Origin of the sequence: Alcanivorax sp. IL2, assembly GCF_047495475.1 — a bacterium.
Taxonomy (GTDB): domain Bacteria; phylum Pseudomonadota; class Gammaproteobacteria; order Pseudomonadales; family Alcanivoracaceae; genus Alcanivorax.
On the sequence record NZ_CP179932.1, the window covers coordinates 227,660 to 253,526 of the forward strand.

23 protein-coding genes are annotated in these 25,867 nt (G+C 61.1%); 16 read left to right on the top strand and 7 right to left on the bottom strand.

Annotated elements, in window-relative coordinates:
• The first annotated feature begins 35 nt into the window (after positions 1-35).
• Positions 36-1,226: a lytic murein transglycosylase gene (locus ACMG4N_RS01020; protein WP_272962601.1), complete on the top strand. Its 1,191-nt coding sequence runs from the start codon at positions 36-38 to the stop codon at positions 1,224-1,226.
• Positions 1,227-1,270: 44 nt separating this feature from the next.
• On the opposite strand, the gene ACMG4N_RS01025 is transcribed toward ACMG4N_RS01020, so the two are convergent.
• Complete coding sequence (locus ACMG4N_RS01025) at positions 1,271-2,182, bottom strand: LysR family transcriptional regulator (protein ID WP_272962600.1); 912 nt, start codon at positions 2,180-2,182, stop codon at positions 1,271-1,273.
• Positions 2,183-2,292: 110 nt separating this feature from the next.
• Between ACMG4N_RS01025 and ACMG4N_RS01030 the strand changes: the two genes are divergently transcribed.
• The 4 genes from ACMG4N_RS01030 to ACMG4N_RS01045 all read left to right on the top strand — a co-directional run bounded on the left by ACMG4N_RS01030 (position 2,293) and on the right by ACMG4N_RS01045 (position 6,676).
• The gene (locus ACMG4N_RS01030; protein ID WP_272962599.1) at positions 2,293-3,048 is read left to right on the top strand and encodes an SDR family oxidoreductase; all 756 of its coding nucleotides are present in this window, start codon (positions 2,293-2,295) and stop codon (positions 3,046-3,048) included.
• A gap of 54 nt (positions 3,049-3,102) precedes the next feature.
• Positions 3,103-3,360: a hypothetical protein gene (locus ACMG4N_RS01035; RefSeq protein ID WP_272962598.1), complete on the top strand. Its 258-nt coding sequence runs from the start codon at positions 3,103-3,105 to the stop codon at positions 3,358-3,360.
• Between the two features lie 66 nt (positions 3,361-3,426).
• On the top strand, positions 3,427-4,548 hold the full coding sequence (locus ACMG4N_RS01040) for a PQQ-dependent sugar dehydrogenase (protein WP_414432579.1): 1,122 nt from the start codon (positions 3,427-3,429) through the stop codon (positions 4,546-4,548).
• Between the two features lie 151 nt (positions 4,549-4,699).
• Complete coding sequence (locus ACMG4N_RS01045; RefSeq protein WP_414432581.1) at positions 4,700-6,676, top strand: CocE/NonD family hydrolase; 1,977 nt, start codon at positions 4,700-4,702, stop codon at positions 6,674-6,676.
• A 38-nt stretch (positions 6,677-6,714) separates the two neighbouring features.
• Here ACMG4N_RS01045 and ACMG4N_RS01050 read toward each other — a convergent pair whose 3' ends face one another.
• Positions 6,715-7,065, bottom strand: a complete 351-nt coding sequence (locus ACMG4N_RS01050) for a VOC family protein (protein WP_414432583.1) — start codon at positions 7,063-7,065, stop codon at positions 6,715-6,717.
• Positions 7,066-7,234: 169 nt separating this feature from the next.
• Here ACMG4N_RS01050 and ACMG4N_RS01055 point away from each other — a divergent pair, with 169 nt between their 5' ends.
• Positions 7,235-8,431: an MFS transporter gene (locus ACMG4N_RS01055; RefSeq protein WP_414432585.1), complete on the top strand. Its 1,197-nt coding sequence runs from the start codon at positions 7,235-7,237 to the stop codon at positions 8,429-8,431.
• On the opposite strand, the gene ACMG4N_RS01060 is transcribed toward ACMG4N_RS01055, so the two are convergent.
• From ACMG4N_RS01060 to ompR, 3 genes are all read right to left on the bottom strand, one after another.
• Complete coding sequence (locus ACMG4N_RS01060) at positions 8,428-8,982, bottom strand: outer membrane beta-barrel protein (RefSeq protein WP_272962593.1); 555 nt, start codon at positions 8,980-8,982, stop codon at positions 8,428-8,430. The two genes, ACMG4N_RS01055 and ACMG4N_RS01060, sit on opposite strands and share 4 nt — an antisense overlap.
• Positions 8,983-9,444: 462 nt before the next feature.
• The gene (locus ACMG4N_RS01065) at positions 9,445-10,761 is read right to left on the bottom strand and encodes an ATP-binding protein (RefSeq protein WP_272962592.1); all 1,317 of its coding nucleotides are present in this window, start codon (positions 10,759-10,761) and stop codon (positions 9,445-9,447) included.
• Between the two features lie 73 nt (positions 10,762-10,834).
• A complete protein-coding gene (ompR, locus tag ACMG4N_RS01070; RefSeq protein WP_272962591.1) occupies positions 10,835-11,545 on the bottom strand; it encodes a two-component system response regulator OmpR in 711 nt (236 codons plus the stop codon).
• Between the two features lie 207 nt (positions 11,546-11,752).
• Between ompR and ACMG4N_RS01075 the strand changes: the two genes are divergently transcribed.
• The 10 genes from ACMG4N_RS01075 (at position 11,753) to rsd (ending at position 24,307) form a co-directional block, all read left to right on the top strand.
• The gene (locus ACMG4N_RS01075) at positions 11,753-13,087 is read left to right on the top strand and encodes an efflux RND transporter periplasmic adaptor subunit (protein ID WP_414432588.1); all 1,335 of its coding nucleotides are present in this window, start codon (positions 11,753-11,755) and stop codon (positions 13,085-13,087) included.
• On the top strand, positions 13,080-16,691 hold the full coding sequence (locus ACMG4N_RS01080) for an efflux RND transporter permease subunit (protein ID WP_414432589.1): 3,612 nt from the start codon (positions 13,080-13,082) through the stop codon (positions 16,689-16,691). The genes ACMG4N_RS01075 and ACMG4N_RS01080 overlap by 8 nt, the downstream gene beginning before the upstream one ends.
• A 136-nt stretch (positions 16,692-16,827) precedes the next feature.
• Positions 16,828-17,190 carry a response regulator gene (locus tag ACMG4N_RS01085; RefSeq protein ID WP_035246181.1) on the top strand — a complete coding sequence of 121 codons (363 nt, stop codon included), beginning with the start codon at positions 16,828-16,830 and terminating at the stop codon, positions 17,188-17,190.
• Positions 17,191-17,321: 131 nt separating this feature from the next.
• Positions 17,322-19,664: a Tex family protein gene (locus ACMG4N_RS01090; RefSeq protein WP_414432590.1), complete on the top strand. Its 2,343-nt coding sequence runs from the start codon at positions 17,322-17,324 to the stop codon at positions 19,662-19,664.
• 161 nt (positions 19,665-19,825) lie between these two features.
• Positions 19,826-21,385, top strand: coding sequence for a glutamate--cysteine ligase (gshA, locus tag ACMG4N_RS01095; RefSeq protein WP_414432592.1), 1,560 nt, complete (start codon positions 19,826-19,828; stop codon positions 21,383-21,385).
• A 247-nt stretch (positions 21,386-21,632) separates the two neighbouring features.
• On the top strand, positions 21,633-21,824 hold the full coding sequence (gene rmf, locus ACMG4N_RS01100; protein ID WP_035246175.1) for a ribosome modulation factor: 192 nt from the start codon (positions 21,633-21,635) through the stop codon (positions 21,822-21,824).
• A gap of 179 nt (positions 21,825-22,003) precedes the next feature.
• Positions 22,004-22,510, top strand: a complete 507-nt coding sequence (locus tag ACMG4N_RS01105; protein ID WP_414432593.1) for a disulfide bond formation protein B — start codon at positions 22,004-22,006, stop codon at positions 22,508-22,510.
• A 7-nt stretch (positions 22,511-22,517) separates the two neighbouring features.
• The gene (locus ACMG4N_RS01110; RefSeq protein ID WP_297765836.1) at positions 22,518-22,889 is read left to right on the top strand and encodes a CidA/LrgA family protein; all 372 of its coding nucleotides are present in this window, start codon (positions 22,518-22,520) and stop codon (positions 22,887-22,889) included.
• Positions 22,879-23,604, top strand: coding sequence for an LrgB family protein (locus ACMG4N_RS01115; protein WP_297765833.1), 726 nt, complete (start codon positions 22,879-22,881; stop codon positions 23,602-23,604). The genes ACMG4N_RS01110 and ACMG4N_RS01115 overlap by 11 nt, the downstream gene beginning before the upstream one ends.
• Positions 23,605-23,821: 217 nt before the next feature.
• Positions 23,822-24,307, top strand: a complete 486-nt coding sequence (gene rsd / locus ACMG4N_RS01120; RefSeq protein ID WP_297765829.1) for a sigma D regulator — start codon at positions 23,822-23,824, stop codon at positions 24,305-24,307.
• A 352-nt stretch (positions 24,308-24,659) separates the two neighbouring features.
• Here rsd and ACMG4N_RS01125 read toward each other — a convergent pair whose 3' ends face one another.
• Together ACMG4N_RS01125 and ACMG4N_RS01130 are read right to left on the bottom strand one after the other, a co-directional pair.
• Positions 24,660-25,382 (bottom strand): FKBP-type peptidyl-prolyl cis-trans isomerase, encoded by a 723-nt coding sequence (locus ACMG4N_RS01125; protein ID WP_297765826.1) that lies wholly within the window; start codon positions 25,380-25,382, stop codon positions 24,660-24,662.
• Positions 25,383-25,398: 16 nt separating this feature from the next.
• A complete protein-coding gene (locus tag ACMG4N_RS01130; RefSeq protein WP_272975259.1) occupies positions 25,399-25,740 on the bottom strand; it encodes a DUF4124 domain-containing protein in 342 nt (113 codons plus the stop codon).
• Positions 25,741-25,867: the final 127 nt, after the last annotated feature.

The window sequence follows — 25,867 nt, forward strand, 5'->3', positions numbered from 1 at the left end:
GTCATTGATGCCCCTGCCACGGTTTCGGAGTCCCCATGGCCACCCGCTTTTTATTGATTTCCCTGTTCCTGTTTTTCAGCCACCCGGCCCTCGCTCTGGACCAGGAAAGCTTTGCCATGTGCATCAGCAAACTGCGCCAGGCGGGCCTGGAAGCCGGCTTGCCTGCCCAGGTGATCAGCCAGCACCTGGATGATGCAACACTGAATGACAAGGTGGTGGAACTGGATCGCAGTCAGCCGGAGTTCACCAGCAGCTTTGCCGACTACTTCAACCGGCGCGTCAGCGAGCAACGTATTGAAAAAGGTCGCGAAAAATACCGCAGCCATCGTCAATTGCTCGACACCCTGACCCGGGAATACGGCATCCCCGGCCATTACCTGGTGGCCTTCTGGGGACTGGAAACAAACTATGGCGGTTACCTGGGCAACATCCCTACCCTCGACGCCCTGGCCACGCTGACCTGCGAAGGCCGGCGCGGTGAGTATTTCCAGGGTGAACTGTTCAATGCCCTGCGTATTCTGCAGGCCGGCGATGTCAGCGCGTCACAGATGAAAGGCTCCTGGGCCGGCGCCATGGGGCAGACCCAGTTCATGCCCGCCGTGTTTCTCAAACACGCCCAGGATCACGACGGCGACGGTCGCCGCGACCTGTGGGGCAGCAGCGCCGACGCTCTGGCCTCCGGCGCGCACTTTCTGCAAGCTCTGGGCTGGGAACGGGAAGCTCGCTGGGGCCGGGAAGTCAGTCTGCCAACGGATTTCGACTACCAGCTCACCGGCTTCGGCAACAAACGCCCGCTCGCCGACTGGGCCGAACTGGGGCTGACATTGCCCAATGGCCAGCCCCTGCCATCCGCAGACATGGAGGCGGCCGTGATCGTGCCGTCTGGCCATGAAGGCCCCGCCTTTCTGGCCTATCACAACTTCCGGGTGATCATGGGCTGGAACCGCTCCGAATCCTACGCTATTACTGTGGGCCGCCTGGCCGACCGCATTGCCGGCGCCGGCCCCCTCTCCAAAACGCCACCGCAGGCACCGCGCCTCAACCGGGATCAGGTGACCCGTCTGCAAAAGATCCTCAATGAACAGGGCTTTGATGCCGGCGAAGAAGATGGCCTGATGGGCCCCGGCACCCGCAAGGCCATCGCCCGCTACCAGCAGGCCAACGAGCTGGTCGCCGACGGATTTCCGGGCAAGGACGTGCTTACTCGTATCGGCATCCTGCCGTAACCGGCAAGACAACAAACAGCAGAAATCCCAGGCGGCGCCGAGACTCACTGCGCCATGCCCAGCACCTTGTCTTCCAGCACAGGGATGACCCAGTCGATAAAGGCCTCCAGACGCCGGGTCATATGTTCGCGATGCGGATACAGCAGGGTGATGGGCATGGGGGGCGGCACGGTGTCAGGTAGCACGCTGACCAGCCGACCGGAATCCAGATGGTGGCGCACATCGTAGTGCGGCACCTGGATCATCCCCAGCCCCGCCAGGGCACAGGCGATCATCCCCTCCGCCGTATTCACAGTGACACGGGCGGGGAGCGCCAGGCTGTCCAGCTTGTCTCCCTGCCGGTATTCCCAGCTTTCCACCCTGCCCGTCATGGACGACGCAAACGCCACGATGCGATGGGATGACAGGTCCTTTACCGTGTCAGGTCGACCATAACGGGTCAGATAGCCTGGGCTGGCACAATTACACAACGGCAAGCTTCCCAGCGACCGAGCGATCAGGTTGCTGTCTGCCAGCTCGCCCACCCGAATCACACAATCCACGCCTTCGCTCACCAGATCCACTGCCCGATCGGTGACACCCATCTGAATATCGATATCCGGGTAACGATCCAGGAAATCCGGCAACGCCGGTGCCAGCACACGCCGTCCCAGGCGCCCGGGCACATTGATGCGCAGCTTGCCTTGAGGGCGGCTATCGTTGACGGCAAACGCCCCTGCCAACTGTTCATAATCCTGCAACAGTGACTGGCTTTTCCGGTAGAGGAAGCGGCCCTCTTCGGTGACCTTGATAGCCCGGGTGGTGCGATTCAGCAGACGCGCGCCCATCTCGGACTCCAGTTCCTTGATCGCTGTGGACACCGTGGAACGGGGTATCTCCAGGCTTTCAGCGGCCCTGGTAAAGCTCAGGCAATCCACCACCCGGACGAAGATATGCATTCTTTCAAGACGATCCATGGCTTCTCATTGTTCGTTATTTTCGACAAGTGCTGTCAGCTTACACCGGTTTATGCCCCTGCCAAGCCTGCCGACAATAGCTCCACCACAAACAACCTGGAGCAAGACTGATGACGGACTACGGATTCAAGGACAAGGTGGTACTGATTGCCGGCGGCGCCAAGAACCTGGGCGGCCTGTTGAGCCGGGAAGTCGGCCGCGAAGGCGCCAAAGTGGTGGTGCACTACAACAGCGATGCCAGCCGCGCCGATGCGCAAGACACGGTCAAGGCAGTGCAAGACCTGGGCGGCGAGGCCTACATGACTCAGGGCGACCTGACCCGGCCTGCCAATGTGGAAGCGCTTTTCCAGGAAGCCAAGGACAAATTCGGCGGCATCGATATCGCCATCAATACCGTGGGCAAGGTGTTGCGCAAACCGATCATGGAGACCAGTGAAGATGAATACGACTCCATGTTCGATATCAACGCCAAATCCGCCTACTTCTTCATCAAGGAAGCGGGCAAACACCTGAACGACAACGGCAAGATCGTCACCGTGCTCACCTCTCTGCTGGCTGCCTTTACCGATGGCTATTCCACCTATGCCGGCGGCAAATCACCGGTAGAGCACTTCACCCGTGCAGCCGCCAAGGAATTCGGAGGTCGCGGCATCTCGGTTTCCGCCGTGGCCCCCGGCCCCATGGACACGCCCTTCTTCTACGGCCAGGAAACCCCGGAACGGGTGGCCTTCCACAAGTCCCAGGCCATGAACGGGGACCTGACCAAAATCGAGGACATCTCCCCCATCATCAAATTCCTGGCCACCGAGGGTTGGTGGATCACCGGCCAGACAATCTTTGCCAACGGCGGTTACACTACCCGTTAGCGCCAACAGGCAGGCACGTACCGTGCCTGCCGCCCATCTCACTGGGAGCCGCACATGCATACGCTTATCGTCATTCTCGGTGGTCTTTTGCTGTTCGCCATACTGGCGCTAATCGGCCGCTCCATCCCCTGGCTGCGACACCATCTGCTCGCCGTCTTCACCCTGTTCTGGTTTATCGCCTCGGCCATCAATATGACCGTGGGCATTGTCCATGCCGGTTATTCCTTTATGGCCGAACTGCCTATTTTCTTTGTGGTATTTCTGGTTCCTGTTGCCCTGGCCTGGGCGGTGAATCGAAAACGCCAGCGTTAGTGACGATGGTTCACCCTTCACGCCGGGCATGGCATGCTCAACGCAGTCTCAACAAGGGAGTCCGTCATGCGATCACTGATCACCGTCACCCTCACGGCCCTGAGCCTGTGCGCCTGTGCCGACAACGCCGCCACCCTGACCCCGCAAAGCAATGACAGGGTTAAGACCGAGCAAATCACCGATGGCCTGGACCACCCCTGGTCCCTGGCATTTCTGCCCGGCAACGAATGGTTGATCACTGAACGGCGCGGCACCCTGCGCCGACTGGTGAATGGCAGCCTGCAGGAAGATCCGGTCAGCGGGGTACCAGAGGTGGTGGCCAGTGGCCAGGGCGGGCTATTCGATGTAATGCCACACCCGGATTTCGCCGACAACCAGCGCCTTTATCTGAGCTATGCCAAACCCTGTGGTGACGATGGCGGCACCACGGCGGTGGGCTACGGCACTTACCGGGATGGCGCCCTGAAAGACTTTCGCGATATCTACGTGGCGGAAAAAGCCTGCACCAACACCGCCAAACACTTCGGCGGGCGCATCCTCTTTGATAACGACGGCTACCTGTTTGTCACCGTGGGCGACCGGGGTGAGCGCGAGCGCGCCCAAGACACCGCAGACCCGGCCGGCAGCGTGCTGCGTCTGCACGACGATGGCCGCACTCCCGATGACAATCCGCTGGCCGGTCAGTCTGGCAAGGCCGCGGCCATCTGGAGTTGGGGCCACCGCAACCCACAGGGGCTGGCCTTGCATCCCGACACCGGCAAACCCTGGCTCAATGAGCACGGCCCCCGCGGCGGAGACGAAATCAATGCTGTGGAAGCCGGCGTGAATTATGGCTGGCCGGAGATTACCTATGGCCGGGAGTATTATGGCCCCGGCATCGGTGACACCAAGCAGGAAGGCCTGGCCCAGCCGCTGCTCCACTGGACCCCGTCCATCGCTCCCTCCGGTATGGCCTTCGTGACCAGCGATCGCTACCCGGACTGGCAGGGCGATACCGTCCATGGCGCCCTGAAGCTGACCCATCTGAACAAGGTGGCCTTTGATGGCCACAAACCGCTGTCGGAAGTCCGCCTGCTGGAAGAAAGGGGCGATCGCATCCGTGATGTTCGCCAGGGCCCGGATGGCTATCTTTACCTGCTCACCGACAGCAGCAATGGCGCCTTGCTGCGCGTCGAACCCTCTCGCTAATCCACCGCCCCGGCGCCTGCCGGGGCCTTACAGTCCGACACAAAACCCGCCGGCTCGTTCACTTTCTTGTACCAGTGTGCCAACAGACCCATCCCGGTTCCGCTTCTATCCTCATAGGCTAAAACATGTATAACAATTCGGGGATAGCACCATGCCTTCATCCTTTCTGCGGCCCGGGCCATGGCTCCTGGCCTCCCTGCTTTGCATCGCACTGCCCTTGACCGGTTGTGGCGGTGGTGGAGGCAGTGCGGCCACCGTCTCCAACAACAGCAACACCCCGGAAGCCAACGCCGGTAACGATACCAATGGCAGCAACGGGGACGGCAGCGGGTCGGCGGAAGATCCAGCGCCGCGGAACCTGAGCTGGGGTGAACCCTATCAACGCGACGAGCAGTACCCGAACACCGTCGACCTGCCCCAACAGCTGATTACCATGCGCGACGGCATTCGCCTGGCAGCCACCGTGACCCTGCCTGCGGATGACAATGGCAATGCCATCGACGGCCAGTTTCCGGTGATCGCCACCTTTACCGGCTATAACCAGGCGCTCGGCGCCATCGGCGCCATCGGTGCCGCCGACCCGGCGCTGGTGAAACGGGGCTACGCCTACATCATCGTCGATCTGCGTGGCACCGGTGCCTCCGAAGGCAGCTGGCAGGCGTTCAGCCAGATAGATCAGGATGACATCGGCGAACTGCTGAACTACATCAAGACCCAACCCTGGAGCAACGGCAGCATCGGCATGAACGGCGCTTCCTATATGGGCATTACCGGGCTGCTCGCCGGTGCCCGGGAAGACCCGGCAGTGAAAGCCATTTTTGCCATTGTGCCCATGGGCGATGCCTACCGGGATATCGTTTTCACCGGTGGCCAGATCAATGCCGGCTTTATCCCCCTGTGGGTCACCCTGGTCACCGGCCTCGGCATCATTCCCACCCCCGCCGGGCTGGATAACAATGAACCGGGGTATTACCTCAACACCACACTGCAACACCTGCAGGGCGCCCTGACAGAATTCCAGGTGCCGGTAGTGGCTGGCGCCCTGATCGGCGATGAAAACAAATACGACACTGAATTCTGGCGTGTCCGCTCACCGCTGGAGCAAATCGACAAGATCACCGCACCGACCTTTGTGGTGGGCGGGCTCAACGATATTTTTCAGCGCGGCGAGCCCTTGATCTACGAGGGCCTGAAAGATCACACCACCGCCAAGCTGCTGATTGGCCCCTGGGAACATCTGGACGGCTCTTCCGGCGCCGGACTGCCGGCCGACGGGGTGCCGGCGCTGTCGACTATTCGTCTCGCCTGGTTTGATCAGTACCTGAAAGGCATGGACAGCGGTGCCGGCGATTACCCGCCTGTCACCCAGTACTACACCGGCGAGGAACGCTACGTCACTGCCGCCGACTGGCCGCACCCTGAGGCCAAAGCAGAAACCTTTTTCCTCCACGGCCAGCCCGGCGCCCCGCTGTTCGGCAGTATTTCACCGAGCGCCCCCGTCACCAACAAGCAGACCAGCCTGCTGCAGACCCCGGTGAATGGCCTGTGCTCCGCCAGTGCCAGCCAGTGGACCGCCGGCGTGCTCGGCCTGATCCTGCCGCCCTGCTCGGCCCAGGACAATGTGGTGAATTTGCTGGAGGCGGTGTACACCAGCGAGCCGCTGGAAAAGGACATGGCCATCAACGGCCCCATCACCGGGCAGATCTGGGCGTCCACCACCGCCCTGGATACCAACGTCACCGTGCGTGTCAGTGTGGTGGGCGACAACGGCATTGCCCGGCCGCTCACTCACGGCATTCAGATGGCGTCCATGAGTGCCTTCGATGCCAGCAAATCGCGCTTTATGAACGGCAAACTGGTTCAACCCTGGCACCCGTTCACCGAAGCATCGCAAAAGACCATCACGCCCCTGCAACCGTTCCGGGCCGATGTGGAAGTGTTCCCCACCAGCGCCCGGATCAAGGCCGGGGAAAAACTGCGTATCAGCGTGGGCACCAGCGACCTGCCCCACGGCCTGAGCCCGATCCCGGATCTGCTCACCAGCCTGCTGGGCGCCATGACCGTCTACAGCACCCCGGCCATGCCGTCACGGGTGAATATTCCGTTGGTGCCGGCCAGCGCACTCTAACCCGGTGGCCCTGCCTGAGCGGGCAGGGCCAGCACCCGTCACTGGTGCTGGAGAATATTCAGCAGCCGACCAAAGGGATCGCGCACGAAGAACCGTCGAACGCCCCAGGGCTCACTCACCGGACCATATTCCACGGCCACGCCGGCCTGATGGATTCGTTCCAGCGCCGCCTCCAGATCGTCCACCTCGATGGACAGGTCGGGCACCGCCGTTCCTGAGCCGCCTTCTGACCCCACACTCACCTGGACCCGCATGGTTTCTGGCGAGCCATAGGTGCGAAACCAGCCGTGATCCATGATCCGTTCCAGCCCCAGGATGTCACCATAAAAGGCCTCTGCCTTTTGCGGATCCGGGGTGGCCAGGTTGGCCATGATGCGTTTCACCTTCATGCTTTCTCCTTCTGTGCTTTCAGGGGAGCTTCAAACACGCCCAGCCCCACTCATCGGCCACCCTAGGGCATTTTTTTCCGTGCTAAAATGAACTCTCTTCAACTTCGGCAATCCCATTCCCCCTTGCCACCCCCAACGCAACCCGCCCCCCCCCTGCGCAGGAGCCCCTATGACCACCGACTTTGCTCGTCTGCTTCGTCTTTCCCTGGCCCTCGCTCTGGGTGGCTTCGGTATCGGCAGCGGCGAGTTCGTCATCATGGGTTTGATGCAACGGGTGGCCACCGACCTGCAGGTGCCGGTGCCAGATGTGGGCTACGCCATCAGCAGCTATGCACTGGGCGTGGTGGTGGGCGCGCCGCTGATTTCTTCCCTGGCAGCCCGGGTGCCACGCCGGGGTCTGCTGATTACGCTGATGCTGGTCTTTGCCGTGGGCAACATGGCCAGCGCCCTGGCCACCGACTTCTCGACCTTTGTTGGGCTGCGCTTTCTGGCCGGGCTGCCCCATGGTGCCTACTTCGGCGTAGCCGCTCTGGTGGCGGCATCGGCAGTGCCCTACCACATGCGTGCCCGGGCCGTGGCCCGGGTGATGAGCGGGCTGACCATTGCCATCGTGGTGGGCGCACCGCTGGCCACCTGGGCCGGCAACCTGTTCGGCTGGGAGGTGGCCTTTATCGGCGTCGGCGTCATTGCCCTGTGTACCGCCCTGCTGATACGCCTGTGGGTGCCCGCCCAAGCCCCGGACCCGAACGCCAGCCCACGCCGGGAACTGTCTGCCCTGGTCAAGCAACGAGTGCTGTTCACCCTGGGCGTGGCCAGTATCGGTTTCGGCGGCATGTTTGCGGTATTCAGTTATGTGATGCCCACTCTCACCGAACAGGCCGGCATGGCGGAGCGCTGGGGGCCGTTGGTGCTGATGGTGTTCGGCATTGGCACCATTATTGGCAACTTTGCCGGTGCCCGCGCTGCCGACGGCAATCTGCTGCGGGCCATTCCGTTGATTCTGATCTGGTGTGCGTTGATCCAGGCGGGCTTCTATTTTGCCGCGAACTGGACGGTGGCAGGCATCCTTTTCGTGGGGCTGGTGGGCACCAGCATGGCCCTTGGGCCGGCTCTGCAGACCCGCCTGATGGATGTGGCTGAAGACGCCCAGACCATGGCCGCCTCCATGAACCATGCCGCCTTCAACCTGGCCAATGCATTGGGCGCCTGGCTGGCAGGCATCACCGTCAAACAGGGACTGGCCTGGTCCAGCACCGGCCTGGTAGGCGCAGCACTGGCTATTGGCGGATTACTGATCTTTCTGTCCGGGCGGGCGCTGGAGAAACGCAGCTCGCACGCTGCGCCCGCCCTCTCCGACAGAGACTAAAAACGCTGCAGAAAACCGATGTTGATGGTGGTCAGATCAAAATCATCATCATCGTCAAGCTGCACCCATTCGGCGGTAATCGCCGTTTCCTCGCTGAGATTCACTTCCACCCCGGCACCGTAAGATGGATCACTGGCGGTACGCTCTTCTGTGTTACGCGCCGTTCCGAGCAAGGTGCTGAATTCCGTGGTGACTTCAGCGGTGGCCGTGGAGTGGCCCAGCAAAACATAGGGCACCACCGGCAGACTCCGGTCCAGACCCACCTTTAGATAAGCGCCTACCAGCCATTCAGGGTCCAGTGATATCGAGGCAGCACCATCACTGATGTCATCATCATCAAAGCCATAACCGAGACGCCCTTCCAGCCCCACAAAGGGATTGAACTGCAAACCAAAACGGGCCTGCAGAGCCGACGGCTCAAGATCATCACCCCCTGTTTCCTGATTCAGCATGTTGTACTGCACGCCGAAATATCCATCCTGTTGATACACATCAGAGGCAAAGCCAGGGACAGCAATAACAAGCAAAGGCAACAGCAACGTTTTTTTCATGATCTCTCCTTGGTCAGTTTTTCTCGCACATCAAGAGTATCGTTATGAAACCCTATTTTCATAGGTCCTATGACATTATTCCGACACAAAAAAAGGCCGCACAACAGTGCGGCCCAACGACCTGTTTCTGCTACTGCAGCGACAGGCTATCGGCATTCATAACACGGGTTTTCCCGGTCAGGAATCAGCGATCAGGTAGTAGAAAACGTTATCAGCACATCGGCATGAGGCTGGTGCGGGGGATAAATCATGGCGGGCTCTCCCAAGTCCATTTGGCAATATTTTCGGAGCAGTATTATTGTTTCACCACAGCGTATCTCTTTCATTTTTCCTGCCGTTTTTTTGTTTTAGCAGTACTCTCGGTGACGTGCTCAATAGAATGCGCTGCTCGGGAAAAACAGACTTTGCGCCAGCGCACATTCCCGGCCCGAAAATGTGGCTTTTTTGTTATCAGCAGGTTCCTTAACGTACGCCGGCGGAGAGCGATTCCGGCTGCACAAACTTACCGGTCACTGGGAATCGGACTTCTACCAGCAGGCCGCCATGCTCATGGTTCGCCAGGCGAATCTCGCCGTGGTGCATATCGACGATGCGCTTGACGATGGCCAGCCCCAGGCCGCTGCCACTGAGGGTGCGGGCTTTCTCACCCCGCGAGAACGGCTGCAGCAACAGGGGAATATCCTCTTCGCGAACGCCCTTGCCATGATCACGGACGGTCAGGCACACCACGTTTTCCATCACAGCAGTACGCACCTCCACCGGTGGCGCGCCGTACTTGAGTGCATTGCCGATCAGGTTGGCGAGCATCCGTTTTACCGTTAGCCGCTTGAGCATCAGGCGCGGCAGATCCTGTAGCTCAAAACGGGTCTGCTCCGTGGGGTACTTGCCGGCCACTTCCTGTATCAGCTCGTTGAGATTTTCCAGGTCGGGCTGCTCATCGGCGCCATCGCGGATAAAGGAAATGAACTGATCAAGAATGGCATCCATGTCCTCAATATCTTCGATAATGCCGTGGGCCAGTTCCTCGTCCTGCATGAATTCCGCCGACAGACGCAATCGGGTCAGCGGCGTACGCAGGTCATGGGATACCCCCGCCAGTAACAGCGCCCGATCCCGCTGGGCCTGTTGCAGGTCACTGGTCATGCGATTGAAGGCCGCATTCACCGCCTGAATTTCCTCCGGTCCGATACTGGTATTCAATACCGGCACCGCTTCACCTCTCCCCACTTTCAAGGCGACCCGGGCCAACCGCCGCAACGGCAGGTTAAGCCCCCGGGCAATCAGCAAGCCACCGATAATGGCCAGCAGCGGCACCGTCACCCCCCAGCCGAGCAGCAAGTAGCGGTCATAGTCGCGGAAGAATTCCATCGGCACCCGCAACCACTGCTTCTGAAAAGAAGGCGCACTGACCCACAGCACTGGCTGGCGACTGTCCTCCAGCCTTACCGTGACCGGTTCGCGCAGGCGTTCCTGCACCTCTTCCCGAAACCGACTGACCACCGGCTGGGATAACAGCACGGTACCCTGATGCAGGTTGTCCGGGGTGGCCACTTCAATACCGGTGGCGCCGGCCAGTCGCTGGGCCAGGCGGGCGTCTTCCTCACCGGAAGAAGAAAACGCCAGCTCCGCTTGCAGCACCGTCAGGCGAGCGTATTCACGAATACCGGGCAGGTAGGCATTGCGGGCGAAGAACCACAGGGTCAGCGCCTGGCTGATACCGATGACCAGCCCCACCACGATGGCGGAACGGACAAAGGCAGTGCGAGGATAGATTTTCATCGGCAAAGCTTACACGCTCCACGCCGCACGCAACACGCGCATGATGCCTGCTGCGTGCGGCCTGAAGCGTCTCTTAATCAGGCACAAACACATAGCCCACGCCCCACACGGTCTGGATATAGCGGGGCTTGGAGGGATCGTCTTCCAGCAGGCGGCGCAGGCGCGACACCTGCACGTCGATGGAGCGTTCCATGGCAGACCATTCGCGACCCCGGGCCAGGCTCATCAGCTTGTCGCGCGTCAGCGGCTCACGGGGATTCTGTATCAGCGCCTTGAGCACGGCGAATTCGCCGGTGGTCAGGTTCTGCGGGTCACCGTCGCGGAGCAGGGTGCGGTTACCCAGATCCAGCTCCCACGGCCCGAAGCTCACCTCGCCTTCTTCCTTGCTCGGCGCCCCCGGCAGTTCACGCACATGGCGACGCAACACCGCCCGGATGCGCGCATCCAGCTCACGGGGGTTGAACGGCTTGGGCAGGTAGTCATCCGCACCGGCATCCAGCCCTTCAATACGCTCCGCGTCATCGCCCTTGGCGGTGAGCATAATGATCGGCATACGGTTTTCTGCCTCCCGGAGCCGGCGGCAGATGGACAAGCCGTCCTCACCGGGCAGCATCAGGTCCAACACCATCAACGAATAGAGCTCCCGGGACAGGGCCCGATCCATCTGTTCCGCATCACCTACTGCCTTCACGGCATAGCCTGCCTCTTCAAGAAAACGCTGCAGCAGACTGCGCAGGCGGGCGTCATCATCGACGACGAGAATCTTGTCCTGTTGTTCTGTCACGGTGCCTCCACTTATCGCAGACTCTGATTTACGCGTTGTGGACCGAACGTGCAAGATAATGGTCTGAGCAGATTGTATAAAAACATTGCAGTCTGCGAATCTGGGTCATTGTGGTCGGTGCAGAAGCACCGCCAAAGTAGGCACGAGAAAAAGAAATCGCTAGAGTACGCGACAAATGAGAATGGCTATCAATAAAGGATTCCTCCCTTGCGAGACCGCCTGAAACAGCTTCCGCCCGTGGCCCTGGTCATCCTGGGGACGATTCTGGCCATTGTGCTGCTGGCCGTATTCAAACCCTCGGCCCCCACCCGCGATGTCAGTGAACGTCACGACCGGGTACGTTTTATACTGGCCGACCCCGGCGCCCATTCGCCCCAGATCCAGCTTTTTGGTCGGGTGCAGTCACCCCGTGCCGCCAGTCTGACCGCCGTGGTCACCGCTAACGTGGCAACGATCCCGGTGCGGGCCGGCAGCAAGGTCAGCGCCGGCCAGTTGCTGATCCAGCTGGACGACACCGAAGCCGCCCTGGCCAGAGTCAGGGCCAGGGCCACCCGCGATGAAGCCGCCGCCCAGTTGCAGACCACCCGCTTGCGCTACCAGAGCGACAAGAAAAACCTGGCGCTGGAAAAAAAGCTGGCGCAACTGAGTGAAGATAATCTGCAACGGCTGCAATCCCTGCGTGGCAAGCAACTGGTGTCCCAGACCCAACTGGATCAGGCAGAAGAAGCCAAGGCACGCGCCGAGTTGTCGCTGGGTCAGCGCCAACTCAGTGTCAGCGATTTCAAGAATGAGCTGGCCCGCATGGAAGCCCGCCTGGCCAGCGCTGAAGCCCAGCTGCAGCAGGCCGAACTGGACCTGACCCGCACTCGCGTTGAAGCCCCCTTCGATGGCACCGTGACGCAAATCCCGGTGGCGCCCGGGGAACGGGTGCGCCCCGGCGACCCCTTGCTCAGTCTGTTCGCCGACGCCGAGCTGGAAGTGCGCGCGCAGATTCCCGAGCGTTACCTGGCCGCCGTGCGCGATGGTCTCGACCAGGGTGAGCTGGCCGCCAGCACCGACCTGGAAGGCCGCACCCTGGCGTTGAATCTGAAACGGCTGGCCGGCGAAGCCAGCGATGCCCGTGGCGGCATTGATGGGTTATTCGAATTTGTCGACGGCGTGCCCGCGGCGGCCCTGGGCCGCCCGCTGACCATTACCCTGACATTGCCGGCCCGGGACAACCTGATCGCCGTGCCCGCCACCGCCCTGCACGGACTCAACCGGCTCTACCTCATTGATGACGACAACCGTCTGCAGAGAACCGCAGCGGACATCGTCGGCGAAGCCATGACGCAGACGCAGTCGCAACTGTTGCTGCAGGTCCCCGACCTGCAGGGCGGCGAGCGCATCATGACCACCCAGCTCCCCCAGGCTATCGTCGGCCTGCCGGTGGACCCGCAACCGGTACCGGGAAGCAACGCCGACACCGACAAGGCGGATGTGAAAGACGCGCCGGCTACGCCTGCTATCAATAGTAAAAAAGAGGGTGATCAGGGTGAGTGAGCCACGGGGTCTGATCGCCAGCTTCACCCAGCACAAGGTTGCTTCCAACCTGCTGATGCTGCTGATGGTGATGCTCGGGTTTCTCGGCCTCAACCGGCTCAACACCCAGTTGTTCCCGAATTTCGATTTTGACTACATCACCGTCACTATCCCCTGGCGCGGCGCCAGCCCCGAGGATGTGCAGCGCTCCATCACCATTCCGGTGGAGCAGGCCATCAAGACCCTGCCCAACACCAAGAAACTGATCGCCCGCTCCCAGCAGGGTGCCTCGGCCATCTTTATCGAACTGGAGGACGGCACCGACCTGGGCCTGGCCCTGGATGAAGTGCGCCAGCGTATCGACTCCATCCGCAACCTGCCCCAGGACGCAGAACGACCGGTTATCCAGAAGATCACCAACTATTCGCTGGTCACCTCCATCATGGTGTCCACGGAAAACGGCTCCCTGGAGGAGCTGCGCCCGTTGGTGCGCAACATGGAGGACGAGATCCTTGCCCTGGGTGCCGGCAAGGTGGACTTCCTCGGCCTGCCGGAAGAGGAAATGGCCATCCAGGTGCCCGCCGCTGCCCTCCATGATCTGCGCATGAGCCTTGGCGAGATCGGTAATCGGGTGCGCAATTTCAGCCAGGACATTCCCGCCGGCACCGTGGGCCGGGATGACGCCGCCAAACAATTGCGCGCCCTCGGTCAGCGCCGTGACGAACGGGCCTTCGCCGACCTGCCGCTGATCACCACCGCCGACGGCCAGCAGCTGAGCCTGGGCGACGTGGCCATCATCGAACGGCGCCCCCGGGATGACCAACCCACCCTCACCTACCAGGGCAACCCGGCCATCGAGCTGCAGGTGATGCGCGGCGAAGACGGCGACATGCTGGAGCTGGCCGACAAGGTGCGCAGCTGGGGGGCCGACTACCGCGCCACCCTCCCGGAAGGCGTACAGATGACCTTCTATTTCGAGGCCTGGAAGCTGGTGCAAGAGCGTATTTCCACCCTGCTGTGGAACGGCATCACCGGTCTGCTGCTGGTCATCGCCACGCTCTACTTCTTCCTCAATGCCCGGGTCGCCTGGTGGGTCACCGTGGGCATCCCGGTGTCCTTCATGGCCACTCTGGGGCTGGTGTGGCTGTTCGGCGGCACCATCAACATGATCAGCCTGTTCGGTCTGATTCTGGCCCTGGGGATCATCGTCGACGATGCCATTGTGGTGGGCGAGGACACCCTCACCCATTTACAGCAGGGGGAATCCGCCCAGCGCGCTGCCCTGGGCGGTGCCCGACGCATGTTCTGGCCGGTGGTGGCCTCCAGCACCACCACCATTGCCGCCTTCCTGCCACTGGGCATGATGAGCGGCGCCATGGGCAAGATCGCCTTTGATATTCCTTTCGTGATGATCTGCGTGATCCTGGCATCGCTACTGGAATGTTTTCTGGTGCTGCCCGGCCATCTGCATCACAGCTTCCGGGGCATTCAGGTCAAGGCCTCTGGGCTACGCGAACGCATCGACGCGGGTTTCAACCGACTGCGCGAAGAACGCTTCCGGCCATTGGTGGCCTGGGCCATCCGCCACCGCCATCTGGTCAGCGTCTCCGCCGTGGCCGCTTTCATTCTGGCGCTGAGCCTGATCGCCACCGGCTGGCTCAAGTTCACCTTCTTCCCGCCGGTGGATGGCGACCAGCTGCGCGCGGTGGTGGAATTTTCCTCCGGCACCGACCGCAACCAGGTGGACCGCTTCCTGGCGCAACTGGAAACCGCCCTGAACGAGACCAATGAGGAACTGGGCGGCCATCTGGTCAAAACCGTGATCAGCCACCATGGCGCCGCCGCCGGCTTCCCCAACCCCGGCGGGCGGATGGAAAAATACGGCGACGAATACGGCACCCTGGTGGTGGAAGTCTATGTGGGCTCCGACAGACAGATCAGCAATGACGAACTGATCCAGAGTTGGCGGGACAAACTGACCCTGCCCGCCGGCCTGGACCAGCTCACCATTTCCCAGCCGGAAGCTGGCCCCCCCGGCAAACCCATCGAGGTGAAGCTCACCGGCAGCGATGCGCCAACCCTGAAACAGGCCTCCCTGGCCTTGCAGGAACGGCTCAACGATTTCTCCGGGGTCAGCAACGTGGACGACGACCTGCCCTACGGCAAGGAACAGCTGACCTTTGAACTGACCGCCCGGGGCCGGGCCCTGGGGCTCACCCTCAATGAGGTGGCCAGCCAGTTGCGCGCTGCCTTCGACGGCAACCTGGCCCAGCTCTACAACGAGGAAGACGAGGAAATCGAAGTGCGGGTGATGCTGCCGGACAACGAGCGGCGGCAATTCAGCGCTCTGGAGCGTCTGCCCGTGATTACCCCCCAGGGTGAAGCCATCGCCCTGCGTGACGTGGTGAACTTCGACGCCCGCAAGGGCGTGGATTTGCTACGCCGGGTGAATGGCGAACTGGCCGTCACTGTCTACGCCGATCTGGACCCGGAGCAGGGCAACGCCAACGAAATCATCGCCAGCCTCAACGACAGCACCCTGCCCGACCTGAAAGCCAAATACGGCATCGGCGTCGGCTACGAGGGCAAGCTGCAGGAACAGGCCGACAACCTCAAGGACATGGCCACCGGCGCCCTGCTCGGCCTGGCGCTGATCTACGTGGTACTGGCCTGGGTATTCAGCTCCTACTCCTGGCCCCTGGCCATCATGACCGCCATTTTCTTCGGCCTCACCGGCGCCGTGATCGGGCATATCCTCACCGCACCGTTCGGCATCAAGTTCTCCATGTTCTCGGCCATGGGGCTGTTCGGCCTGTCCGGCATTATCGTCAACGATTCCATCGTGTTGGTGAGTTTCTACCAGCAACTGGTGGCCGAAGGCATGGAACGGTTCGAGGCCATCGTGGAGGCCTGTGTGCGGCGACTGCGGGCGGTGCTGCTGACCTCCATCACCACCATCGCCGGCCTTACTCCGATCCTGTTCGAAAGCTCCCTGCAGGCCCAGTTTCTCAAGCCCATGGCGGTGAGCATTGTCTTCGGGTTGCTGTTCGGCACCGTACTGATCCTGCTGGTGGTGCCGGCCATGCTGATGCTGATCGAGGAGCAGCGCGACCGTTTCCGCGGCCTGGGGCCGCACCTGGCGCCGGCCAACTGGGGCGAACTGGCCCGCCGCGCCTGGCGTTTCGACCCGATCCATTACCGCCAGCAAGCCGGTCCCCAGGGGCTGGGTGGGCACCTGTGGTGGGTGATGATTCTCGGTCCCTGGCTGTTACTGACAATACTGGGCAAACTACCGCTGCTGCTGCAGGCACTGAAAGCCGATGCCGGGCCGCTGCTGATAGCGCCTTCCGCGCTGCTGTGGCTGGTGATGATGGGGCTGGGTGCCGCCTTCCTGTGGCACCTGTTCCGCCGCCGTCAGCGGGCCACCAGGCTGGCTGTACACTGGTTGCTGGTGACAGGTTTCGGCAGTCTGCTGATAGCAGCACTGGCGCCACTGGCAGGCCTGCAGGGAGAGTTGCTGGCTGGCGCGTTCTGGTCACAGGCAGGCTGGAGCCTTTTCACTGCCGTGATCGTACTGCCATTGCTGTTATGGAGTCGGCGCAGCGCCCATACCCTGACACGCTGACCGAAAACGGCATCACAGTGCCATAATTCGACAGCTTACCTTTTGACCAGTGACTGGTATTATTCGCGTCTGAAAGTAAAACAGACAAAAACAAAGTACCGCCGAAGCACAGCAGGATCGGCGCGAGGAGAGCAACATGGCCAAAATTCTTGTGGTGGACGACTCGCCGACTCAACTGACCAATCTGGTCAAGATCGTTCAGGGCGAAGGCCATGAGGTCATTACCGCCACCAATGGTATGGAAGGTATCGAAAAAGCCCGTGAGGAAAAGCCTGACCTGATTCTCATGGATGTGGTGATGCCGGAACTGAATGGCTTCCAGGCCACCCGCAAAATCACCCGTGACCCGGCCACCGAACAGATTCCGGTGATCCTGGTCACCACCAAGGATCAGGAGACCGACAAGGTCTGGGGCCAGCGCCAGGGGGCAGCCGGCTACATCATCAAGCCGCCCAAGGAAGCCGAGCTGATCGCCAAGATCAACGAAGTGCTGGGCTAGTCCAGCCCCGCAACATAGCCGCTTCGACAAGTCAATCTGTTAACGACCGGGATCATTGCCTATGATTTCGGTCGTTTTGTTTTACGCCTGCACGCAATACGTCTGCAGGCCGCACGCAGCCAGGAAATGTCATGCGCAGTATTGAACAGATTATCGCCGAGGAAATCGGCTGTCAGGAACGCCAGGTCCACGCTGCCGTAGGCCTGCTCGACGACGGTGCCACCGTCCCCTTTATCGCCCGTTACCGCAAGGAGGTAACCGACGGTCTGGACGACACCCAGCTGCGTAACCTGGAAGAACGGCTGCGCTACCTGCGCGAAATGGAAGAACGCCGCGAGGCGATCCTGAAGAGCATTGCCGAGCAGGAAAAACTGACCCCGGAACTGGAAAAGGCGATCAAGGCCGCCGATACCAAAACCCGGCTGGAAGATCTCTACCTGCCCTACAAGCCCAAGCGCCGCACCCGCGCCCAGATCGCCCGGGAAGCCGGCCTGGAACCGCTGGCCGACGGCCTGCTGGACGATCCGAGTCAGAACCCGGAAGAACTGGCCGCTGGCTACCTGAACGAAGAACACAAGGTTGCCAGCGCCAAGGATGCCCTGGACGGTGCCAAGCAGATTCTCATGGAGCGCTTTGCCGAAAACGCCGATCTGCTCACCCGTCTGCGCACCTTCCTGTGGGACAAGGCGCAGATCCAGGCCAAGGTAGTCGACGGCAAGGAGAAGGAAGGCGCCAAGTTCAGCGACTACTTCGACCACAGCGAAACCATCAAGGGCATCCCCAGCCACCGCGCCCTGGCCCTGTTCCGTGGCCGCAACGAAGGTATCCTGCATGTCTCCATGGTGCTGCCGGAAGAACTGGAAAGTGCCCAGCCACACCCCTGCGAAGCCATGGTCACCGCCGAAACCGGCTGGCAGCATCAGGGCCGCGCCGCCGATGACTGGCTCAAGGAAGTGATGCGCTGGACCTGGAAGATCAAGCTCAATACCCACCTGGAAACCGAGCTGCTGGGCCGGGTCCGCGAGCTGGGCGAGGAAGAAGCCATTCAGGTATTCGCCCGTAACCTGAAGAGTCTGCTGATGGCCTCCCCGGCCGGCCCAAAATGCACCATGGGTCTCGATCCGGGTCTGCGTACCGGGGTGAAGGTGGTGGTGGTAGATGCCACCGGCAAGCTGCTGGAGCACAGCACTATCTTCCCCCACCAGCCGAAAAATCAATGGGACCAGTCCCTGTCCGCTCTGGCCGCCCTGTGCCTCAAGCACAAGGTGGAATTGATCGCCATCGGCAACGGCACCGCCAGCCGCGAGACCGACAAGCTGGCCGGGGAAGTGGTCAAGGCCAGCAAGGGCAACATCCAGAAGATCATGGTCTCCGAGGCCGGCGCCTCGGTGTACTCCGCCTCGGAAACCGCCGCCCGGGAATTCCCGGATCTGGACGTCTCATTCCGGGGTGCCGTTTCCATCGCCCGCCGCCTGCAGGATCCGCTGGCGGAACTGGTGAAGATCGATCCGAAAGCCATCGGCGTGGGCCAGTACCAGCATGATGTGAGCCAGCTGAAGCTGTCCCGCTCTCTGGACGCGGTGGTGGAAGACTGCGTGAACTCCGTGGGCGTGGACGTGAACACCGCCAGCGCCCCGCTGCTGGCGCGCATCGCCGGCCTCAACACCACTATCGCCGGCAACATTGTCACTTATCGGGAAAGTCACGGTGCCTTTAGCTCCCGGGCCGACCTGAAGCTGGTGCCACGCCTGGGCGACAAGACCTTCGAACAGGCCGCCGGCTTCCTGCGCATCATGGACGCCGCCAACCCGCTGGACAGTTCCTCGGTCCACCCGGAAGCCTACCCGCTGGTGGAAAAGATCGCTGAGAAACACGGTCGCCCGCTCAAGGACCTGATCGCTGACGTACCCTTCCTGAAGAAGGTCAACGCCGCCGACTTCACCGATGATACCTTCGGCCTGCCCACGGTCACCGACATCCTCAGCGAGCTGGAAAAACCCGGCCGTGACCCGCGCCCGGAATTCAAGGCCGCGGTGTACAAGGAAGGGGTGGAAACGCTCAAGGATCTCAAGCCAAGCATGATGCTGGAAGGCACCGTCACCAACGTGACCAACTTCGGCGCCTTCGTGGATATCGGCGTTCACCAGGATGGCCTGGTGCATGTCTCGGCCCTGGCCGACAAATTCGTGGAAGATCCCCACGATGTGGTCAAACCCGGCGATATCGTCAAGGTGAAAGTGCTGGAAGTGGACCTGGATCGAAAACGCATCAGCCTGACCATGCGCATGGACGACAAGCCCGCCGAGAAAGCCGACGGGCAACGCCCCGCCAGCGCCCGCAAGGGCAATGGCGGCGGCCAGCGCCAGGGCGGCAACAAGCGTGGCGGCGGCCAGCCCCAGAACAGCGGCGGCACCTTTGCGGATCTGTTCGCCAAGGCCAAGGACGAGCAGAAGAAAGGCAAGAAACGCCTGTAGTCATGGCTCAGGCTTACGGAAACAGCGGCACCCTCTTCCTCTGCCCCTCTCTCGCCAGTGGTAGCGGGACCGGGGAATCAGGATGCCGCCCCCGTGCAATGTAGGGCGGAAATGCCGATGGCATCTCCGTCACCCGGAGTTCGATAACGGAACCGCCTGCTATGGCACAGCTCGAACAACGCATCCATGCCCTGCTGGATTCAGACGCCGCCGCCACCCTGGCCGGCATTCGCCGCGGCATCGAGAAAGAAAGCCTGCGCATTACCACCGATGGCACCCTGGCGCAGACGCCACATCCGGCGGCACTGGGCTCCGCGTTGACGCACCCCTATATCACCACGGACTATTCCGAGGCCCTGCTGGAATTCATCACGCCACCCAGCACCGAGCTGCACAAACCGCTGGAATTTCTCGAACAGCTGCACCGTTATGTGTATAGCCATATCGGTGATGAAGTGCTGTGGGTCAATTCCATGCCCTGCATGATCGCCAACGATGACGACGTACCGGTGGCACAATACGGCAGCTCCAACGTGGGACGCATGAAGAGCGTCTACCGGGAAGGGTTGGGTCACCGTTATGGCCGCAAGATGCAGACCATCGCCGGCATCCACTACAACTTTTCCTATCCGGAAGAGTTCTGGAAGCTGAACCAGGTCCTGGAAGGAGAAAGCGGTCCGCTGCAGGACTACATTTCCAAGCGCTACTTCGATCTGACCCGTAATTTCCAGCGTTATTCCTGGCTGTTGGTCTATCTTTTCGGTGCCTCCCCGGCGCTGTGCAAATCCTTCCTGGCAGGCCGCGAACACCAGCTGGACACCTTTGACCACACCCTGTTCAAGCCCAGCGCCACCAGCCTGCGCATGAGTGACCTGGGCTACCAGAACAATGCCCAGTCGTCCCTGGCCATCAGCTACAACAATCTGGACGAGTACGTGGCGACCCTCACCCACGCCATCAAGACGCCGGAACCGGCCTACGACGAGATCGGTGTGAAGGTGGGCGATGACTATCGTCAGCTCAATGCCAACATCCTGCAGATCGAGAATGAGTACTACTCCTCGATCCGCCCCAAGCGCACCATCAACAAGGGGGAGCGCCCCACCACCGCCCTGCAGAAACGTGGCGTGGAATATATCGAAATTCGCGCCCTGGACCTGAACCCCTTCGAGCCGGTAGGCATTAACCAGCAGGAAATCCGCTTCCTGGATCTATTCGCCACCTACTGCCTGTTGCGCGAATCGCCACAACTGGAAAAGTGCGATCTCCATGCCAGCAAGGAGAACCTGCGCAAGGTGGTCTACGAGGGGCGCAACACAGCCATCGAACTGTGCAACTGGGGCAAGTCCGTCTCCCTGAAAGACTGGGCCAGCGAAAAGCTCACCCAGATGCAGCCCATCGCCGAGCTGTTCGACCGCACTCACGGCGGCAGCAACTACAGCGATGCCCTCGCCCGCCAACAGGAAAAAGTGGACAACCCGGACACTACTCCGTCCGCGCGCATTCTCGACAAGCTGGAAAGCCGTCAGCAAAGTTTCTTCCAGTTCGCCATGGATCAGGCTCTGGCCCACCGGGATCACTTCCTGTCACGCCAGCGTTGCGACGAGACCAACCAGCGCCTGGAACAACTGGCCGAACACAGCCTCACCGAGCAACGCCACTGGGAAGACGCGGAGACCCAGAGCTTCGAGGATTACCTGGCGGATTACTTCCGCGACTGAAGCCCCTCCCACGCAGAGGCTTGCCCGCAAGCTGCAAAGCCAGCACTGACAGCGTGCATCGCTTGCAGGCAAGCGCCTACATTGGGCCGCTCCGTCTTGATGCTGTCACAAAGCCGCTGTGCGCCGCGTCTCAACACCACGGCCCAATCCGGGTTTTGTGCAATTTCACAACAAAAAGACGCGCTTCTTCCCTGTTCAGTCTGTCTTGCGGTGGTAGTCTCGGACAAACCGGCAAGGGAGCGTCGCGATGCCAGATCGTGATCAGTGCGAAAAAGCCTACAATCAAGGATGTATGTGGGGCATGGGTGGAGGCGACAACAATCGCTGTCCTTATTCCGCCGATGATGCCCTGGCAGAATGGTGGTTTCAGGGATGGGAAGCGGGCATCCAGGCCTGGCATGATCGCAACCTGCAGGAACAGGATGCCAGGCAGGCCTGACACCATTCGAACAGCAGCCCCACCCTCTACCTCGATCCTGTGGGAGCCGTCGTTCGACCGCGTATGCCCTGCCCCATGAAGATCGCGGTCGAACGACCGCTCCCACGGTTCAATCCCACCCTTGCCGCCAACCCCGCTTTTGCCTACCCTTCGCCGGTCCCCGACGAAAAGAGTGGCCCATGTCGTCCCTTATCCCAGCACCCCGTCAGCTTAACCTGCTTGCCCTGTTGGCTTGTATTGCCGCCATGGCCGGTGCCCTTTATCTGCAGCACGTTGATGGCCTGGAACCCTGCCCGTTGTGCATCTTTCAACGCATCGGCGTGATAGCCGCCGCCCTGATTCTGCTGATTGCCACCCTGCATGGTCCGCAGCGTACCGGCATACGTATTTACGGTGCACTCACCGGGCTGGCCGCGATTGCCGGCGGCGCCGTCTCCATCCGTCACATCTGGCTGCAAAACCTGCCGCCGGATCAGGTGCCCGCCTGTGGCCCCGGCCTCAACTACATGCTGGATGTATTCCCCCTGCAAAGCGTCATCCAGGAAGTGCTGGCGGGCTCCGGGGAATGCGCAGAAATGGACTGGTCCTTCCTGGGGCTGAGCCTGCCAGCCTGGTCCCTGGTGGTGTTTTCCGGTCTGCTGCTGGTGGCGCTGGTGCAACTGTTCCGCCCGCTCCCCACACGCTGATCGCACCATGATCGACGGCCTGCTGATTCTGCTGTTTTTCCAGTTTCTTGGTGAGGTGCTGATCCGCCTCACCGGCATCCCCCTGCCCGCCTCCGTGGTCGGCATGGTGCTGCTGTTGCTGGCACTGTTACTCAATGCGCCCTTCAGCCAGCGCGTGGCCCCCGCCGCCGGCGCCCTGATCAAGCACATCAGCCTGCTGATCTTCCCGCTGGGGGTGGGCATCGTGCTGCAGTGGCACCGCTACGAAGACTATGCCCTGGCCCTGGGTGTGGCCGTGGTGCTGGGCACCCTGCTCAGCCTGGTGCTGGTCACCGTGATGCTGAAGAAGCTACTGGGCGGCAAGCATGGCGAATCCCGGGGAGGTAGCCATGATCGATAAACTCGACAGCCTGGCCGGCCTGGTGCACACCCCGTTGTTCGGTATCCTGCTGACACTGGTCAGCTATCGCTTTGCCCTGTGGGTCTATGGCCGCAGTAACAGCCTGCCCCTGTTCCACCCCTTTCTGGTGGCGTCGATTCCGGTGATTGTCGTGCTGCCACTGGTGGGCGTGGACTACGAGGAATACCGCGACCAGACCACCCTGATCTCCTTTCTGCTGGGCCCGGCAACGGTAGCCCTGGCTTGGCCCCTCTATCGCCAGCTGCATACGGTACGCAGCGTGCTAACGCCGATACTGATCGCCACCGTGCTGGGCGCCTTTATTTCTGCCGCCATTGCCGTGGGGCTGGCCTGGTGGCTGGGCGCTCCCGCCGAAGTTGTGGGCTCACTGGCACCCAAATCCATCACCACCCCGATTGCCGTAGAGGTAGTGCAATCCACCGGCGGCTATGTATCCCTGGCTGCCGGCGCCGTCGCTATCACCGGCATTGTCGGCGCCCTGGCCGCAGGCCCCATCTTCCGCCTGCTACGCGTCACCGACGACCGCATCAAGGGCTTTGCACTGGGCCTGGTAGCCCACGCCATCGGCACCGCCCGAGCCTTCGAATACGGCGAAAAAGCGGGGGCTTTTGCCGGGTTGGCGCTGGGCTTGTGCGGGCTGGTAACGGCGCTGGCACTGCCCTGGCTGTGGCCCTGGGTAGCGCAGTATCTATAACCGCTGCAGCGGGCGGCACGCATCACGCAACACGGATGGCGCTAAAAAACCGCTTTTTAGAAGAAATTTGTCTTTAACGACAAGTCGCTGAGATAGCGTGGTTTTTCCTCCTGATCCGGCTTCAGGCCGATTTTGTCCCATTGCCAGCACAGCCCCACCAGTCCTAGGCTCGATAGCCCAACAAGACAATAGTCAACGGGTACTCCAAGGAGGAACCATGGCGAGCTCCCATTCTGCAGCTCTGGCCCAATGGCAGCGCATCGAGGCGCTGGTGCAGGCCTGGCTGGATGAGCGTCAGCAACTGATTGTGCTGCTCTGCACCCTGCAGGGCCTGAAAGGCTTATCCGATCACCGCCAGCCATTGCAGAAACAGGTACAGAATTTCTGCCAGCTATTGATGGACTACATCAGCGCCGGCTACTTCGAGGTGTACCGGGAGCTGGTCAATGAGGCTCGCCATTTTCACCGCGACAACCCCACGCTTACCCGACAGATTCTCCAGCAACTGGACAACTCCACCGACGAAGCCCTGGCCTTCAACGAGGATTTCGAGCGCCCGGAACAGTGGCTGGCACAGCGGGACCAGTTACCGGAACGTATTACCCTGCTGATGCAGACGCTGGAAGAACGGTTTGCGCTGGAAGACCAGCTGATTCTCAGCATTCACCAGCAAGAACCGCCACGGCAGCAGGCGACGCATTGAAAACAGCGGCAAGCTACAAGCTTCAAGCTGCAACACGAAGAAATGCATGGCGTGCAACAGCACCCGCCGTGTTCCGCGCTTCAAGGTTAATTGTAGGAGCGCCGCTCTCTGTGCTCCGCGAGCATGAGGCGCGAATGGAGGTGGCGACCACCTAACCGGTTACATGAAACCTGTCGAGTGCGGATATTCCTGATCGCCCTAAGGGCGATTTCCGCGCTACGCACGGTTCGCACCTCAAGATGTGCTCCTACAGCGGCTTCGTAGTGATGTCACAGTCCGCACCGCAGGGTTTGTAGCAACCAAAAAGGGCGCCCGAAGGCGCCCTTTTTGTTGAAGCGTGTGACGACGGGATTTATTCCTCGTCGGCACCGCCTTCATTACCGCTGCCTTTCACGTCCAGCAGTTCGATCTCGAAAATCAGCGCCTGGTTGGGGCCGATATCGCCACCAGCACCTTGCTCGCCATAGCCCAGAGACGGCGGCACAACAATTTTCCACTTGTCACCTTCCGCCATCATCGGCAGCGCTTCCTGCCAGGCAGGAATGATGTGCTGCAGACCGAAGCTGGCTGGCTGGCCGCGCTCTACGGAGCTGTCAAAGACGGTGCCATCCGGCAGGGTGCCGTGGTAGTGAACTTCCACGGTGTCTTCCAGGGTCGGAGATGCGCCACCTTCTTCACCGGACTCCAGCACTTCGTACTGCAGGCCGCTGTCGGTGACAGTAACGCCATCACGCTCGGCATTCTCGGCCAGGAATTTTTCGCTGGCTTCCAGGTTATTGCCGGCCGCTTCTTCCATCTTCTTCTGCTGGGCTTCAATCATACGGCCCTGGAAGTCACGAATCAGCTGATCCAGATCCTCGTCACCCAGCTGGGATTTGCCGTCTTCGGCAAAGCCATCACGCAGGCCTGCCACCATGGCATCCAGATCCAGGTTTTCCAGGCTGCGCATCTGCTCCGCACTGCGGAAGCCCAGTGCGTAGGACGCTTTCTGGTCATCACTTTTCAGTTCAGCCGTTTCCTGACCACACGCTGCCAACAGGACAGTTCCCGCCAGCACGATTCCCAATTTCTTCATTCTGCCTCCAATTGGCCTACTGTTGTTGTTGCTGTTCCGGCACCTTACCACCGCGCATTTCTTCGGCAGTGATGGTATTGGGCGCTTTTACGGTAAAGGGTTCCGCCTGCACACCGGGCGGCGGAATCTGGCCATACTGCCAGTTTCCCTGGGGGTCACGCCAGCGATACATCTCTGCGCTTTCCCCGTTTTCCTCCATCCAGGGAGAAATCTTCCGGTCCAACAACCGTTCCGGCTGCTGCCAGTTCTGTTCCACATGCTGCCAGTCCAGTAGCGGCTTACCGCCACCGAGCGGCACGGTAAACAGCGCTGCCAGCACAACCGCCAGCAACACGATGATAATCAACAGGTAACGCATGATGTTTCCTCTCCCCCTTTACTGAGCCGTCTTCACAGGATTCAGTTCCCCGCGAGAGCAAAATAACATCACAAATTACATCAATGCGCCTTATTTTGCGGTACTGTTGGTTTTGTGAGCAGCATCA

Excerpts from the sequence above, each read along its gene's own strand:
- ACMG4N_RS01020 (WP_272962601.1), top strand. The coding sequence starts at position 36 with ATGGCCACCCGCTTTTTATTGATTTCCCTGTTCCTGTTTTTCAGCCAC.
- ACMG4N_RS01025 (WP_272962600.1), bottom strand. The coding sequence starts at position 2,182 with ATGGATCGTCTTGAAAGAATGCATATCTTCGTCCGGGTGGTGGATTGC.
- ACMG4N_RS01030 (WP_272962599.1), top strand. The coding sequence starts at position 2,293 with ATGACGGACTACGGATTCAAGGACAAGGTGGTACTGATTGCCGGCGGC.
- ACMG4N_RS01035 (WP_272962598.1), top strand. The coding sequence starts at position 3,103 with ATGCATACGCTTATCGTCATTCTCGGTGGTCTTTTGCTGTTCGCCATA.
- ACMG4N_RS01040 (WP_414432579.1), top strand. The coding sequence starts at position 3,427 with ATGCGATCACTGATCACCGTCACCCTCACGGCCCTGAGCCTGTGCGCC.
- ACMG4N_RS01045 (WP_414432581.1), top strand. The coding sequence starts at position 4,700 with ATGCCTTCATCCTTTCTGCGGCCCGGGCCATGGCTCCTGGCCTCCCTG.
- ACMG4N_RS01050 (WP_414432583.1), bottom strand. The coding sequence starts at position 7,065 with ATGAAGGTGAAACGCATCATGGCCAACCTGGCCACCCCGGATCCGCAA.
- ACMG4N_RS01055 (WP_414432585.1), top strand. The coding sequence starts at position 7,235 with ATGACCACCGACTTTGCTCGTCTGCTTCGTCTTTCCCTGGCCCTCGCT.
- ACMG4N_RS01060 (WP_272962593.1), bottom strand. The coding sequence starts at position 8,982 with ATGAAAAAAACGTTGCTGTTGCCTTTGCTTGTTATTGCTGTCCCTGGC.
- ACMG4N_RS01065 (WP_272962592.1), bottom strand. The coding sequence starts at position 10,761 with ATGAAAATCTATCCTCGCACTGCCTTTGTCCGTTCCGCCATCGTGGTG.
- ACMG4N_RS01085 (WP_035246181.1), top strand. The coding sequence starts at position 16,828 with ATGGCCAAAATTCTTGTGGTGGACGACTCGCCGACTCAACTGACCAAT.
- ACMG4N_RS01090 (WP_414432590.1), top strand. The coding sequence starts at position 17,322 with ATGCGCAGTATTGAACAGATTATCGCCGAGGAAATCGGCTGTCAGGAA.
- gshA (WP_414432592.1), top strand. The coding sequence starts at position 19,826 with ATGGCACAGCTCGAACAACGCATCCATGCCCTGCTGGATTCAGACGCC.
- rmf (WP_035246175.1), top strand. The coding sequence starts at position 21,633 with ATGCCAGATCGTGATCAGTGCGAAAAAGCCTACAATCAAGGATGTATG.
- ACMG4N_RS01105 (WP_414432593.1), top strand. The coding sequence starts at position 22,004 with ATGTCGTCCCTTATCCCAGCACCCCGTCAGCTTAACCTGCTTGCCCTG.
- ACMG4N_RS01110 (WP_297765836.1), top strand. The coding sequence starts at position 22,518 with ATGATCGACGGCCTGCTGATTCTGCTGTTTTTCCAGTTTCTTGGTGAG.
- ACMG4N_RS01115 (WP_297765833.1), top strand. The coding sequence starts at position 22,879 with ATGATCGATAAACTCGACAGCCTGGCCGGCCTGGTGCACACCCCGTTG.
- rsd (WP_297765829.1), top strand. The coding sequence starts at position 23,822 with ATGGCGAGCTCCCATTCTGCAGCTCTGGCCCAATGGCAGCGCATCGAG.
- ACMG4N_RS01125 (WP_297765826.1), bottom strand. The coding sequence starts at position 25,382 with ATGAAGAAATTGGGAATCGTGCTGGCGGGAACTGTCCTGTTGGCAGCG.
- ACMG4N_RS01130 (WP_272975259.1), bottom strand. The coding sequence starts at position 25,740 with ATGCGTTACCTGTTGATTATCATCGTGTTGCTGGCGGTTGTGCTGGCA.